Annotated in this window: 12 protein-coding genes and 1 tRNA gene; 7 read left to right on the top strand and 6 right to left on the bottom strand. The window is 42.6% G+C overall.

The annotated features are described in order from the left end of the window. The first annotated feature begins 35 nt into the window (after positions 1-35). The 6 genes from ACFQ1M_RS06395 (at position 36) to ACFQ1M_RS06370 (ending at position 8,299) form a co-directional block, all read left to right on the top strand. Positions 36-1,271, top strand: coding sequence for a DUF1015 domain-containing protein (locus ACFQ1M_RS06395; protein ID WP_386405584.1), 1,236 nt, complete (start codon positions 36-38; stop codon positions 1,269-1,271). Between the two features lie 170 nt (positions 1,272-1,441). Beyond that, positions 1,442-2,107 (top strand): YggS family pyridoxal phosphate-dependent enzyme, encoded by a 666-nt coding sequence (locus tag ACFQ1M_RS06390; protein ID WP_386405581.1) that lies wholly within the window; start codon positions 1,442-1,444, stop codon positions 2,105-2,107. A gap of 82 nt (positions 2,108-2,189) precedes the next feature. Further along, positions 2,190-3,557, top strand: a complete 1,368-nt coding sequence (locus ACFQ1M_RS06385) for an exonuclease domain-containing protein (RefSeq protein ID WP_386405578.1) — start codon at positions 2,190-2,192, stop codon at positions 3,555-3,557. A gap of 6 nt (positions 3,558-3,563) precedes the next feature. Further along, positions 3,564-5,537: a hypothetical protein gene (locus ACFQ1M_RS06380; RefSeq protein ID WP_386405575.1), complete on the top strand. Its 1,974-nt coding sequence runs from the start codon at positions 3,564-3,566 to the stop codon at positions 5,535-5,537. A gap of 23 nt (positions 5,538-5,560) precedes the next feature. Continuing rightward, positions 5,561-6,388, top strand: coding sequence for an ion transporter (locus ACFQ1M_RS06375; RefSeq protein ID WP_386405572.1), 828 nt, complete (start codon positions 5,561-5,563; stop codon positions 6,386-6,388). Between the two features lie 345 nt (positions 6,389-6,733). After that, on the top strand, positions 6,734-8,299 hold the full coding sequence (locus tag ACFQ1M_RS06370; protein ID WP_386405569.1) for a hypothetical protein: 1,566 nt from the start codon (positions 6,734-6,736) through the stop codon (positions 8,297-8,299). Between the two features lie 442 nt (positions 8,300-8,741). On the opposite strand, the gene ACFQ1M_RS06365 is transcribed toward ACFQ1M_RS06370, so the two are convergent. From ACFQ1M_RS06365 to ACFQ1M_RS06345, 5 genes are all read right to left on the bottom strand, one after another. Beyond that, positions 8,742-8,817: transfer RNA gene (locus ACFQ1M_RS06365), tRNA-His, on the bottom strand. A gap of 153 nt (positions 8,818-8,970) precedes the next feature. After that, on the bottom strand, positions 8,971-9,693 hold the full coding sequence (bshB1, locus tag ACFQ1M_RS06360; protein WP_386405566.1) for a bacillithiol biosynthesis deacetylase BshB1: 723 nt from the start codon (positions 9,691-9,693) through the stop codon (positions 8,971-8,973). A 55-nt stretch (positions 9,694-9,748) separates the two neighbouring features. Beyond that, a complete protein-coding gene (locus ACFQ1M_RS06355) occupies positions 9,749-10,900 on the bottom strand; it encodes a trans-sulfuration enzyme family protein (RefSeq protein ID WP_386405563.1) in 1,152 nt (383 codons plus the stop codon). A gap of 92 nt (positions 10,901-10,992) precedes the next feature. After that, a complete protein-coding gene (locus tag ACFQ1M_RS06350; protein WP_386405561.1) occupies positions 10,993-12,399 on the bottom strand; it encodes an MATE family efflux transporter in 1,407 nt (468 codons plus the stop codon). A 339-nt stretch (positions 12,400-12,738) separates the two neighbouring features. After that, positions 12,739-13,572, bottom strand: coding sequence for a hypothetical protein (locus ACFQ1M_RS06345; RefSeq protein ID WP_386405558.1), 834 nt, complete (start codon positions 13,570-13,572; stop codon positions 12,739-12,741). A 123-nt stretch (positions 13,573-13,695) separates the two neighbouring features. On the opposite strand from ACFQ1M_RS06345, the gene ACFQ1M_RS06340 reads away from it, so the two are divergent. Further along, positions 13,696-14,418: a hypothetical protein gene (locus ACFQ1M_RS06340; protein ID WP_386405555.1), complete on the top strand. Its 723-nt coding sequence runs from the start codon at positions 13,696-13,698 to the stop codon at positions 14,416-14,418. 113 nt (positions 14,419-14,531) lie between these two features. Here ACFQ1M_RS06340 and ACFQ1M_RS06335 read toward each other — a convergent pair whose 3' ends face one another. Further along, positions 14,532-14,873 carry a hypothetical protein gene (locus tag ACFQ1M_RS06335; RefSeq protein WP_386405552.1) on the bottom strand — a complete coding sequence of 114 codons (342 nt, stop codon included), beginning with the start codon at positions 14,871-14,873 and terminating at the stop codon, positions 14,532-14,534. Positions 14,874-15,198: the final 325 nt, after the last annotated feature.

Genomic DNA, 15,198 nt, shown 5'->3' with positions numbered 1-15,198 from the left:
ACCACTGGGAACTGACAACTGCAAACTGAACATTTATGCCAAAGATTCAACCTTTTAAAGCGATCCGCGCACCACGTGCCTTTGCCAATCTAGTGGCCTCCCGTTCTTATGAAGACTACTCGGATGGAGAGCTCGAGTCCAAGCTCGAATTCAATCCATATACGTTCTTGCATGTGATCAATCCTGGGTATCGCTATCATAAAGAGGTCACTGGCGTGCAGCGCTTCCAACTAGTGAAAAATCGCTATCTGGAATTTAAGGAAGATGGCATCTATGTAAAGGATAAGGATCCTGCCTTGTATGTATATAGGATGACCACCAGAAACAATTCGTTTTGTGGCATCATTGCTGGGGCAAGTGCCGACGATTACGCTCAAGATAAGATAAAAAAGCATGAGGACACCATGCAAAGGCGCGAAGAGTTGTTTAAAGACTACCTCAAAACTGTCGGCTTCAATGCAGAGCCAGTGCTCCTCACCTATCCTGATAAGGCGACCATTAAAGAAACCATCGATAAGGTTACCGCTGTCATTCCAGATTACGAGTTTACGACACAAGACAGGGTTACACACGCACTCTGGCCCATTACCGATATAGATATCATCAGTATATTACAGTACGAGTTTGAACAGATCCCTAATTTCTACATCGCCGATGGTCATCATAGAACCGCCTCCTCCTATTTGCTGGCCGAAACTTTAAAGGCTGAAAATCCCGACCATACCGGAAAGGAGGCATACAATTTTTTTATGAGTTTCTTGATCCCCGAGTCAGAGCTGAGGATCTACGAGTTCAATAGGATGGTGAAAGACCTAAATGGTCTTAGCAAAGAGCAATTCCTCTTTAAGCTCGATAAATGGTTTCGCATAGAGAACAGAGGATTGGAGTTGTACAAACCTTCAAAAAAACATCACTTCAGCATGTATCTAGATGGCGAATACTATTCCCTGTATCTTAGAAAAACGGTTTATAAATTTACAGATGCGCTGAGCGAATTGGACACACAAATTCTCTACAAGACCATCCTGGAACCAATTCTGGGAATCAGTGACCTTAAAAATGATCGAAGGATAAAATACGGCTACGGCAAGAATAATCTATTGCAGATGAAACAGCAGATCGACGAAGGTGATTTCGCCGTTGGCTTTGGCATGATGCCGCTGTCGGTAGAAGAGATCAAGGCCATTGCCGATGAAGGTCTTACCATGCCACCAAAAAGCACCTATATCGAACCTAAAATGCGAAGCGGTCTAACGATCTATGAATTTTGATATTAGCTAAATAATTACTATTCTCGGGTTTAGACCGATTAGCCCTAAGGTTTGGATCCATTAAGTGATTTTGGCTTACCACCATAAGTTCCTAGGGTTCAAACTCTAGGTTATGTGTATCATTGTACAAATAACATTCAATAGTTTAAAAAGTTTAGATTCAGAAATCCATGAGTATAGCAACGAATCTCCAAAAAATTAAATCCACATTACCAGAGAATGTGACCCTGGTAGCGGTCTCTAAGACCAAACCTGTAAGTACATTGATGCAGGCTTATGATGCAGGACATCGGGTTTTCGGAGAAAACAAGGTGCAAGAAATGGTTGCCAAATGGGAAGAGATGCCCAAAGATATCCAATGGCATATGATAGGCCACCTACAGCGCAACAAGGTGAAATATATGGCCGAGTTCGTTTCGCTGATCCATGGTGTTGATAGTTTGAAGCTATTGAAAGAAATAGACAAACAGGCCAAAAAGCACAAGCGTGTGATCGATTGCCTGCTACAGATACATATTGCAACGGAAGATACCAAATTTGGGATGGACGAAGAAGAAGTCAATATGTTGCTAGGTTCTGTAGATTTTGCAATGCTACAAAACATCAAGGTGGTTGGCCTTATGGGAATGGCGACTTTTACCGATGATCAAGAACAGATAAAAAAGGAATTTCTTTTTCTGAAAGCATTGTATGATAACTTACAAGAAATGAATACTGCAAACTGCGACCTATCGACTTTATCCATGGGGATGAGCGGCGACTACCAAATAGCGATCCAATGTGGGAGTACCATGGTTAGAATTGGAAGTAGTATATTTGGAGCGAGAAATTATTAGATCGATTAAATTCACTTTACAAAAGTTGTTATCGCAGACCAACCACATCCTGCGATGAGCAACTCACAACGAAGACTCAAGTTTGTACGCCATATTAGACATAGAAACTACTGGAGGTGCCTTTGATGAAGAAGGCATTACAGAGATCGCCATTTATAAATTCGATGGGCATCAAGTGGTAGACCAGTTCATCTCTTTGGTCAATCCCGAAAAACCGATACAACCCTTTGTGGTCAACCTTACAGGCATCAACAACAAGATGCTTCGTAATGCCCCAAAATTCTATGAAGTGGCCAAACGCATCGTAGAGATCACAGAAGGATGCATTCTGGTTGCTCACAATTCTAGTTTCGACTATCGTATTCTTCGTACCGAATTTAGAAGGTTGGGCTTCGATTATGAGCGTAAAAGTCTTTGCACCGTAGAACTTTCACAAAAATTGATGCCCGAGCAAGAATCCTACAAACTAGGAAAACTGGTCCGCGCTTTGGGAATTCCGATGAGTGATCGGCATCGTGCCAATGGTGATGCCTTAGCAACCGTGCAGCTCTTTAAAATGTTGATGGCCAAAGACACCAAGAAGGAGATCATTCAGAATACTATAAAATCCGATATCCCAACAAAGCTCTCAACGAGATTATTGAATATTTTGGATGGCCTTCCATCAGAGACAGGCGTATATTATATTCATAGGGAAGATGGGGAGATCATCTATATTGGAAAAAGTAAGAACATAAGAAAGACCATCAACCAGCATTTTACAGGCAATTCTCAAAAGGCCAAGAAGATACAATTGGAGGTTCATGCCGTGAGTTTCGAAAAGACCGGTAATGAACTTATCGCCCTTTTAAAGGAACAAGAGGAGATAAGACAAAATCAACCTAGATACAATCACACTCGAAAAAGCAACATTTTCAACTACGGATTACGTGCCTTTATGAATGGTACAGGATACACCCAGCTTCAAGTAGAGCGCGCACGGAAAGAAATTCAGTATCTGACGACCTTCAAACATTACAATGAGGCAAAAAAGACCTTGTTCAAAATCACGGAAGAGCATGGACTTTGCCAAAAACTTACTGGTCTTCATCGGTCGGAAGCACAGTGTTTGCTATATGATATGGATGAATGCTATGGTGCCTGCATCAATGAAGAGCCGGTGGAAAAATATAATGTCAGAGTAGAAAGGGTTCTACAGCAATACAGTTTTCAAAGCAAGGACATTGTAATTTTGGACAAAGGTCGGGATATCGATGAGCGCAGCGCCATCCTCATTCAAAACGGCGAATACAAGGGATATGGTTTTGTAAGCCTCAACCATCAGGTGAACAACCTTTCTGTATTGAGGTCCATCATCACTCCGATGGCCAATAACGCTGATGTACGTCATTTGATTCAGGCCTATTTGCGCAAAAGAAAAGTTTTAAAAATTATAGAATTAAACGCTTGAACATTCATGAGAGCATTGAAGTGTATAGGCCTGCTCATGTGCCTACAAATGGGATTTGCACAAGATACGGATCAATTCAAATTTGGTCTGCCTACAGAGGAGCACCGAGCATTTAAAACATACGCAAAAGATTCTACGGCCAATGCCGTCGTGTTGTATGAGTGGGGTAAATCCTCCATTGAGAAGGGCAATGGCGGTCTCACTTTTCTTTTTGAGGAATATGTGGTACGCATCAAAATATTGAAGAAGTCTGGGAGTGAACATGCCAATGTGGAGATCCCTCTTTATACTGGCAACAGGTTCAACGACAAGCTCATCGAGGCAAGAGCGGTAGCCATCGACCCGGAAACACTTCAACGAACCGCCCTAAAAAAGAATGAGGTCTACACCACAGCAGAAAATGACCGCTGGAGTGTGGCACGTTTTACCGTTCCCAACGTACAAGAAGGCAGTATCATCGATTATTATTTCAAAACGCGCTCCGCTTATTTCTTCAACTTCACATCGTGGTATTTTCAAGAAGACATTCCCAAAATTTATAGCGAATTCAATACGTCCATTCCCGCAAACTACAAATACAATATAAAACTTGTAGGGAGCCTCAAGTTGGACGACCACCAAAGCAAGGTAAAGGAAAACTGCTACCAATTTTCGGGCGTGGGCTATGCTGGCTGTGCCGTAGAAAAATATGTTATGAAGGACATTCCAGCATTTAAAGAAGAGGAGCATATGACCTCGAAGGAAAATTTCATTTCTCATATCGAATACGAATTGAAGGAAGTCGAACGCTTTGACGGAACAAAGGAGAAGTACTCAAAAACTTGGGACGATGTGGACAGAGAAATAAAAACGGACGAAGAGATCGGTTCCGAATCTCGGCGCGAAGGATACTTTAAACGTGAAGTACCATCGGAGTTACTGGCCGGTCCCAACACCTTGGAAAAGGCAAAAGAGATCTACTATCACCTTCAAAAAGAGCTTGTCTGGAATAAGAGATATAATATTTTCAAAGATGTCAATGCCAAACGAGCATGGCAAGAAAAGTCGGGAAACATTGCAGAATTGAATCTGGTGCTTTTAAATGTTCTAAAGGCTGCCGATTTCGACGCACACTTTGCCCTCTTATCAACTCGCGACCATGGGGTTCCTAGCAAACTATTTCCAGTGTTGACCGAATTCAACTATCTGGTCGTGTGGCTCGAAATAGATGGGAAAGCGTTTTTTTTAGACATTACAGATAAAGGCCTTCCTTTTGGAACCTTACCCTTTAAGGCATTGAACGGCTATGCCCGTATCATGGACCTAAAAAAAGGAAGCTTCTGGAAAGACATCAAGGTCAAAGAACATTCTACGCATCTTACTGCCATAAACCTTGATATCGATAGTGAGGGAAAGGTCAGTGGCAAAATGAGGCTCAGCAAGAGCAAATATGCAGCTTATGACAAGCGTAAAACGTTGAATAAGATCGATATTGACGGATATCTGTCTAAGATAGAAGATGACAATCCTCAACTCACTATAGAAAACTACGAGCATGTAGATCTAGATAATCGGGAAGCACTGCTCAAAGAAACCTTCCATTTTGTCTTGGAGCCTACCAAACCAGATGTGAATACCCTTTTTATTTTTCCTTTCGTCACAAAAACGCTTGAAAAGAACCCCTTTACCTTGGACGAGCGAAACTATCCGGTGGATTTTGGATATCCCAATTCGTATAGACAACAGATAAGTCTCAATATCGATCCTCAATGGGAGATTGCAGAACTGCCCGAGGAAATCGGTTTAAGGTTGCCAGACAATAGTGCCATTCTTTTATTTAAGATTCAAAAGACAGATCACAAGGTCGCAATGAGTTATAATTTGACCATCAGGAAAAGCACCTACACACCAGCTCAATATTTCGAATTAAAACAACTCTTTAAAAAAGCCATCGACCTGCAGAATGGCAAGCCTATTGTATTAAAGAAAAAACATAGTTAACTTAGAAGATACCAAAAACGACTTTGCAAGACAACAAACCAAATACCAACTGGAAACATCGCCTTCACGAGATCATCTATGAGGCGGACACCAATGCAGGAAAGATCTTCGACATCATTCTTCTCATACTTATCATTGCTAGTATCATCTTGGTGATGCTGGAAAGTGTGAAGTCATTTGATCGGCAACACCACCAATTCTTACTGGCCGCCGAATGGGTCATTACCATTTTTTTCAGCATCGAATATATCGCCAGGATCATTTCAGTAAAGAAACCAAAAAGATATATCTTTAGTTTCTATGGCATCATCGACCTTCTTTCGACCATCCCACTCTACCTCTCCTATTTCATCGCAGGATCCCAAGTCCTCATTGCCGTAAGGGCCTTCCGACTGATGCGTGTCTTTAGGATCTTAAAACTGGCGCGTTATATTGGAGAAAGCAATCAGCTGCTCAATGCCCTAAAAGCAAGCAGGAGAAAGATATCGGTCTTTCTGTTTGGAATGCTCATCATGTCGGTGATCTTCGGAACCCTCATGTATCTTATAGAAAGTGACGAAAGTGGTTTCACCAGTATTCCTCGAAGTATTTATTGGTGTATCGTAACCCTAACGACCGTTGGCTATGGCGATATTGCTCCAGCTACCACGCTTGGGCAGCTGTTGGCCACGGTGATCATGATATTGGGATACGGTATCATCGCTGTACCAACAGGGATCGTCTCGGCAGAATACGCTAGCGCCAAGAAAAATATTGACACCAACACCCAGGCATGCCCGCATTGTTTGAGCGAGCATCATAAGGACAATGCCAAGCACTGTTATAATTGTGGGAATCTCTTAAATGAATAAGTTTTGGGCGTTCCCTGTCTTTCACAAGACAGGGCAGGCTTTTCGCTCATACTCCTCGTCCCGAATCCTCGGTCCTGCGGGGTATCCGCTACAATCCTTAACGCGACCGCGCAACAAACGGTTTATATTTATTGCTCATCACGTATTCAAAAAACAACAAACAGCCTATCTCAACGTTACATCAAAAAGTCATACTTTTACAAAAATTCATCAATATGCCATATGATCGTGCCATCATCAATAAAATTTGGTGAATAATACGATAATCAGAAGGCAAAAAACAAACAATTTATCTGCCTCTGGCCACGCCAGCAGATCTTAATATTGAAAAACGAAAATAGATAGATGAGACAATACCTATATGCCCTTGGTCTTGTAGCCATAATTATAGCGCTTGGCGCCTGTCGTAACGACTTTGAATTTTCGCCAAGTACTGGTGACCTTGGATTCTCTAAAGACACCATCTATCTAGATACTGTATTTACCAATATCGGATCCAGCACCTATAATCTTAGAGTTTATAATAATAGTGATAACGACATCAGTATTCCTAGCGTACGATTGGAACGTGGTGATGATTCGCGTTACCGATTAAATGTGGACGGGCAGGCAGGCAAGGCATTCACCAACGTGGAGATCTTGGCAAAAGACAGCATTTTTGTCTTTGTAGAAACAACGGTGGATATCACAGAATTTGCGGCAACGGCAACAGAGTTTCTCTATACCGACAAGATATTGTTCGATGAAGGCGCTGACCAACAGGATGTTGACTTAGTAACATTGATAAAGGATGCGGTCTTCCTTTTTCCTGAACGTACCGTGGTCAATGGTGAAACCATTACCGAAACACTCATCCTTGGTAGTGGTGAAGATGCTGTGGAGATCGAAGGATTCTTTCTAGACAATACGCAACTCAACTTCACCAATGAAAAACCATATGTCATCTATGGATATGCCGCGGTTCCTGGAGGAGAGACATTGACCATCGATGCTGGTGCCCGTGTTCATTTTCATGCGGGTTCGGGACTTATCGTAGCAAACAACGGAACGTTACAAGTAAACGGTGCACTAAGTACCGACCTAGACCTTTTGGAGAACGAGGTCATTTTCGAAGGCGATCGCTTAGAACCTGGTTTTGCGAATGTTCCAGGGCAATGGGGCGCCATTTGGCTTACCGATGGAAGCACTGCTAATATCATCTCTCATGCCACCATACGCAATGCGACCGTGGGACTCCTTATGGATAACAATGATGGCACCACCAACCCTACGCTTACGCTAAATGGGGTGCAGATCTATAACAGTTCCGTTTCTGGATTGTTAGCGCGTACAGGTCACATAGTGGCAGAAAACTCGGTCTTTGGTAGCTCTGGGCAACCTTCGGTACAACTGACGATCGGTGGAAACTATGATTTTAAGCATTGTACCATCGCCAACTATTGGAACAACAGCTTTAGAAATACCCCCGCCCTTTTGATCAACAACTATTTAGAATTGGAAGATGGCAGCAATTTTACGCAAGACCTTGTTCAAGCAAATTTTGCCAACACGATCGTATTTGGAAGTAATAGTACCGAGTTCTTTTTAGATCCGGTGCCAGAGGCTGCTTTCAATTATCAATTTAGCAACTGTCTGCTGCGCTTTGGATTGAGCAATCCAGCAAATCCAGATCTTTTCGATTTTAGCAACGAGGCGCTTTATTCTGGAGAGATCATCAATATGGACCCAGATTTCAGAAATACTCAAGAGGAAGATTTTATTATAGGAGACAATTCTGCAGCCAATGGCCAAGGAGATACTACCACCGCTTCCCAAGTTCCGACAGATATCTTAGGTGTGGATAGAACGGCCTCACCAGACTTAGGTGCGTATCAGCACATTACTTTTGACTCGACGCGAGGAAATAATTGATCAGTCTATCTCTAGAAAGTATATAAAAACAAAAAACCTCTCTTGGGGGAGAGGTTTATATAGCATAAGCCAGTTCTTGGTAACATTTGGGGTAAATGTCGTTTAGTAGGGTGATATAAAAGTAGTTACACGATACCGCTCCTCAAAAATTATGTTGTCAAAGTAGCCGAATATGCGGTGAAACCCTTGATTTTTATTGTCTATCTATTTAAAAACTACGGTTTTCCCCTATTATAAGTAAGAATTGACACGCAAATCTAAAAGGTTTTCGAACCGCTTCGTAGTATAAATTTTCCCAGAACTTGTCATTCAAATGATCACGAAATAGCATTTTTTATTCCTCGCCCACCATGTTCAATTGGTAGCCATCCAGAAAATCATAGCCAGAACTTTCATTTCAAGAAACAAAAAAAGCCTTTCGAAAAACGAAAGGCTCATATCTGGGTGGAAGACCGGGCTCGAACCGGCGACCTCTGGAACCACAATCCAGCGCTCTAACCAACTGAGCTACAACCACCATATTAATAGCGGTTGCAAATGTAAAACATTTGCACTTTTTCTACAAAGAAAAAGTTATTAAAGTAAATTACCTCGGGGCTTCGTCCGCTAAAATGGTTCCATGAAGGCGGCGCACACGCCTCTTAACATTCAAATCTCTATTATCAAGTAGATCACTTCAACATATCTAAAGAATCAACAGCAACATATCGTTCTACCGTGAAACCCTCTGCATGCTCTACACCTATAAGTCTTCCCAGGTCTCGAGCCCTATAAGTGAGGCTGTCCATAAACGTCTTGCTGCTTATCGGAGTTTCGGGTTCATCGCTGTCTGGATCGAAGAACTGAGAACTGTACGCCAATACAGCTTCTACCTTCTTTTCGATATAACCTGAAACATCCACCAAGAAATCGGGCTCCAAGTTCTTCCATTGGATATAGTGATAGACCAATTTTGGTCGCCAAGGCTCCTGCCATTCATCATCCCCATCGAGCTTGGTATCGATCTTCAATAATCCAGATAAGAAGCACGCATCACTCACCAGTTTACTGGCTCTTGCATGATCGATATGTCTATCTTCTACAGCATTGCACAAAACGATCTCTGGTCGATATTTTCGCAACATTCTAATGATGCCCAATTGATGTTCTTTATCATTCACAAAGAAACCATCGGCCATCTCTAAATTCTCTCTCACTGCTACGCCAAGAATTTTAGAAGCTTTCGCAGCCTCTTTATCTCGAAGTTCGGCATTGCCACGAGTACCCAATTCACCTCGGGTAAGGTCTACGATCCCTACTTTCTTTCCGTTGGCGACCTCTTTGGCGATCGTTGCGCCACAACTCAATTCTACATCATCGGGATGGGCCCCAAAGGCAAGTATGTCTAATTTCATTCGCAAAATATTCTTTCTTGATTACGTACTGCTAAGTTGACATTGACCTCTATACTTAACCGCATCTTTTTATGGCTTGCTCAATGTCTTCGATCAAATCCCTTGGTTCTTCAATCCCGACCGAAAAACGCAATAGTCCGTCCTTGATGCCTTGTTTTGCTCTGTTTTTTGGTGTTAGAAGGGCATGAGAGGTTTTTGTTGGTGACAGAATAGTACTTTCTACCCCTGCCAAACTCATCGATGCTTTGATCAACTTCAAAGATTTCACAAATTTCTCTGAATCGATTCCTTTCTTCAACTCAAACGATAACATCCCGCCAAAGCCCTTCATTTGTGACTTGGCAATTTCATGTCCAGGATGGGTCTTTAATCCAGGATAGTACACATTGGAGACCTCCTTGTGCTTGCTGAGATATTTGGCCATTTTCATTGCATTCTTATTTTGTCGTTCAACACGTAGCCCTAAAGTCTTCATACTTCGCTCTAACATCCAAACGGTAAAATCGCTCAAACTTCCACCGAGATTGATACCCGTATTCCAAATACGATCTATATGTTCTGAACTTGCAGCAATAGCCCCAGCTAGAATATCGCTATGCCCACCTAAATACTTGGTAGCGCTGTGGATAACAATGTCGATCCCAAGATCAATAGGATTCTGATTGATAGGACTCGCAAAGGTATTATCGATCATGGTGATCAAATTATGATTTTTCGCAAGCTTGGCAACCTTCTTAAGATCTGTAATGGTCAACAAAGGATTGGAAGGCGTCTCCACATACAGCAATTTAGTATTGTCTTTGATCTTCTTCTCAAAATCCTTGGTCTCCCAACCTTTGGTGAATGAATATTCAATACCGTATTTATCAAATTCTTTAGTGACAAAATTGATGGTCCCGCCATAAAGTGTCTGCTGCAGCACCACATGGTCTCCCTTTTGCAAAAAAGCCAGCATGGCAGTGCTTACCGCTGCCATCCCAGAGCCAAAGATCAACGCCTCTTCGGCATGTTCTAGGGCAGCGATCTTCTTGCAGAGCATCTCTTGATTGGGGGTGTTGAAATATCTCGGGTATCGTTTTACCTCCACATCCTCATAGGCATAGGAAGTGGACATATAGATAGGCGATACCGCCCCATTAAATTGTTTGTCCCTCACTTCACCTGTGTGTGTGCAGATAGTATTGACTCCTCTTTTATGCTTGGCCATAAAGGTTAGTTTTATTTCGAAGCAACTAAATTACGAATACTGCTTGTCATTTCACAATGGCATAATATTAGAAAACAACATTCGCATAATGGCTATACCTTAACAGCCTTCCACCTACCTTTTTTGAACCAAATAATGGCCACGACCGCAATCAGCATCTCCGCCAGTGTGATTGCCAGTAGTACACCTAGTACGCCCATATCTGCCCAAATGGCAACGCCGTAGGCAAATGGCAGTTGAAATAGCCAGAAACAAAATAAGTTGATGATCGTGGGCGTTAACGTATCCCCTGCGCCATTGAAGGACTGAATGACCACCATTCCATAAGCATAGAAGACATAACCAGCGGCGATAACCCGTAAACTTAAGGCGCCGTATTTGATCACCTCTGGCTCTGGACTAAAGATCTTCAATATGAATTCAGCAAAGACCAAATAGAAAATGGATACAGCCACCATAAAATAGGCATTGTACTTTCCAGTTTTCCAAACGGAACGTTCCGCCCGTTCTGGTTTCCCCGCGCCGAGGTTCTGTCCAACCAAGGTGGCTGCGGCATTGCTCATCCCCCATGACGGCATCAAGGTGAACATCAAAACGCGAATGGCAATGGTATAGCCTGCGAGCACCTCGCTGCCAAATTCGGCCATGATACGCATTAGAAAGACCCAGCTCGATGTTCCGATAATGAATTGAAAGATCCCTCCCAACGATACTTTGATGAGATTGAGCATCACTCCTACTCTAAAAACAATATCCTTTAATCCAACTTTGATACGGCTCCAACCAAAGAAGAGGATCAGGAATTGAAAAATAACGGCGCTTCCACGTCCGATGGTTGTTGCGATGGCCGCACCTTGCACCCCAAATGCGGGTATTGGACCAAAACCAAAGATGAACATCGGGTCCAAGATGATATTCAGCACATTGGAAAGGATCAACACTTTCATTGCTACGGAAGCATCGCCCGCGCCTCTGAAGACGGCGTTGATCAAAAACAATAACATAATGGTGATATTTCCTCCGAGCAATACTTGGGTATATCCATAGCCCTCTTCGATAAGATCCGGCTCACCGCCCATCAATTGCAAGATTTCCTTTGGAAATAAGATACCGACGATGCTGATCAAAACAGCGACAAAGGTTCCTAGAAATATCGATTGTACGGCGGCTTGCCTTGCGCCTTCCACGTCTTTCTCCCCTATTCTGCGTGCTACAATAGCCGTAGCGCCCATACTTAATCCGATTGCAATGGCATAGACCAAGGTGAGCACGGCTTCGGTGAGTCCGACCGTGGCGGCGGCATTGGGACTGATGCTAGAAACAAAAAAGATATCGACCAAGGCGAAGATCGATTCCATCATCATCTCCATGATCATAGGAATGGAAAGCATGAAGATCGCCTTGCGGATGCTGCCAGAAGTGAATTCCTGCTCCTCCCCGCGAAGGGCCGTCATAAAATACTTGAAAAGTTGATGTATTGAGAGCTTATTGGATGACATAATTATAAGAATTGCGTGTGATAATAAAAAAAGAGAGGATAAGCTAAGTGGTGTTCCCTAGCTAAAAAATCGCGATGCTGATATGCAGACAATGGTTGGCATCAATTCTTATAACTTCATAATGAACCAAATATCACACTTTTATTTGAATTCTCCAAAGGGTGTTTTTCCTGAAGTGTTCATTTTGGTATTGGGATTGTCGTAGATCTTCCTTCCCTAGGATTCCATACTGTTCGCGATACTATTTTGGCATACGCCAAAATCACTCCCCACCCGCCTGAATGACATAGTCGGGCAGGTACCGAACGGCACGTACGGGCAGGGAACTGACATTGCAACTCACAACTGTATATGGATATGATCATCGTGCCGTACCGCCTGGCAACCGTGAAATCGCACCTTGGCTGAGGTGAGTCCCAAACGTGTTTTGAGGTGGGGCTCAATAAATATCTTTTTTATCGCAGCTTCCTTTGCCAATATGCTGATCAGCGCTTTAGTTCGCTGTGCATCGAATATATAATTGTCCTTTCGGTGTTGCGGCACAATATCCCCTAAGATAGAATATTGCCATTTTCCTCTTTTTGCGCACTGATCTGGCATATCGTACTCCCCTTCTTTTGGGCCTTCGAAAACGCCATAACCTAACCATGACGGTGAGTCAACCCTCATTTCTTTGGTCTTTGAATCGCGATAATAAAAGGCCAAATCGAGCTTTTTACCGTCATTATGGCTTATATGTGGTAGCAAGGGAAACTTTTCGAATAAGGGAAAGTTGGCATCTAGATACAAGGTAATCGTACCTGGATATGCCGTAGCCATCTTTGAAGCACTTCGCGTCATGGTCTCTTTAAGATCTTTGGTGGTATAATGCCGGTTTAAGAGTACCGTGCCCACATTCAGCGGACGTAAATGTTCTCCCGAAAATGGCAAAGGTTCTTTATCAAAGAAAGTCGAAGCTACCAACGGCACCACTGCAAAAGAAAAGAAAATATAGGCGATACTAAATACCAAGAGCTTGACACCTCTGCGCAGCCATTTGTGATATCCATCGAAGGGAATGCGGCTAAACAGCCACAAGCATAGCAAATAGATGATTCCACCGACCTGCGTTAAAATAGTGAGCACCACCAAAACCAAAAGATGGTGGAAGAACTTTAAAGCCTTTGTAAGCATAAAACTAGTTGGGTATGTTATGCTAACGAAAAGGAAGCCCATTAGATTGTGGAGAACTGGTCAGCAATAGATAGCATCTTGGTTCAAAAGGATAATTATGCGTATCTTTTTACAAAACGACCGATGACAATTAACACTCAATATCGCAGCTTCTTATGGCTAGCCATTATTTGCTGCCTGCTGTCCGTAATCACTACAGTAGGAATCCATTCGAGTCTATTTGATCTGGGTGATCTAAGTGCCGAGGAGCGCATCAGATTGTTTGAAAATTCAACTTATATGATGACACGGTTTTGGATAATCGCTCATTGCCTATTTGTGTTGATCTCTATGCTCGGTTTTTTATTCATCCAATATAAAAAGAGTCCTGGGTTTACGGTGTTGGGCTTTGTCTTTTTTGCGGTGTTCTCATTCACAGAGATCTTTCGACAAATGTTTGTTCTTTTCTATATGAACAACCTTCGCAGATCCTATCTCGAAACCGATGATATTGCGGTTCAGCAAATGATCCAAATCAATATTGACCATGCAGGATTGATCGGTTATGCACTGTTTGGTTTGTTCATTGTGGCATTTGCCTTGGGAAACATCTTTTACGGAATCAGCCTGCTGAACAATTCCAGACTAGACCGTATTCTTGCCTACCTATTATTGGTATGGGGTGTTGGTAATCTCATCGCCTTCGGAAATGAATTCTGGATGTCCGAAACAGTGGGACAATCCATAGAACTCTTCAGCATCATCTATCAACCCATTATGAGGCTATTGATAGGATTATGGATGCTTCATAAATTGAGACAATTGACCAGCGATATAGCTTCAGCCAAAAAAATTGAAACGCAATAGTGACTGACAAGAATTTTTGTCATTTTTATAAAACAGCCCATCCTTATCAACTACCGACTGCTTTATAAGAACACTATTGCGTTATCTAGATATTGGTTAGGGTTTTCTAATTGTTAGGCGTTGAACTCCTCCTCGCCTACCGGCTCTAAGGACGTATTGATCGATGCCATATCCCAACCGTTCACATAACGGATATATACCGGATCCTCATTGCGAAGCATATCAACGATACGTTCAAAATCTGATTCGCCATAATGCACCGAAATATAACCCGAGGTACTGATAGAATCGGTATTAGGTAAAGTGGCCGCATCTCTATGAAAATAGGCCGCTCCGATCAAGGAATTGTTGTCGCGCCTTAGGCCGATGATCGCTCTATACGCATAATTCTTACTGTTGTTTCCACCACCGTAATAGGCGATGTCATATTTTTTGATGTACTCTACGGTTGCCATAGGATTTGTTTTTTGGTTTTTGATGTTGCAAATAACCTCTAAAAGGTAGCGACGAACAACCGTCTTATTCCTCAAAAATGTGGGGGTTTTGCCTGAATTAAGATAAGGCAATAGATAGACCCCTCATCCTAACCTTCCCCAGGGAGAAGGAATCGGTAGCGTGAAGGGGTATTTCACAGGACAGAATCGCAAGCAAAACTAAATTAAAGTTATCATCAGAAACTACGCTACTACAACGTCGTTCTCGATACTCACCTTTGGTGAACTCCCTGCCCGTGCGCAGGCAAGGAACTAACATAGAGGTCGATTGTCACTTCGAGTGCTT

It is taken from the genome of Sungkyunkwania multivorans (assembly GCF_042675645.1).
Taxonomy (GTDB): Bacteria; Bacteroidota; Bacteroidia; order Flavobacteriales; family Flavobacteriaceae; genus Sungkyunkwania; species Sungkyunkwania multivorans.
Note: the sequence above shows the minus strand (reverse complement) of the source record. Positions and strands in the feature narration are given on the sequence as shown.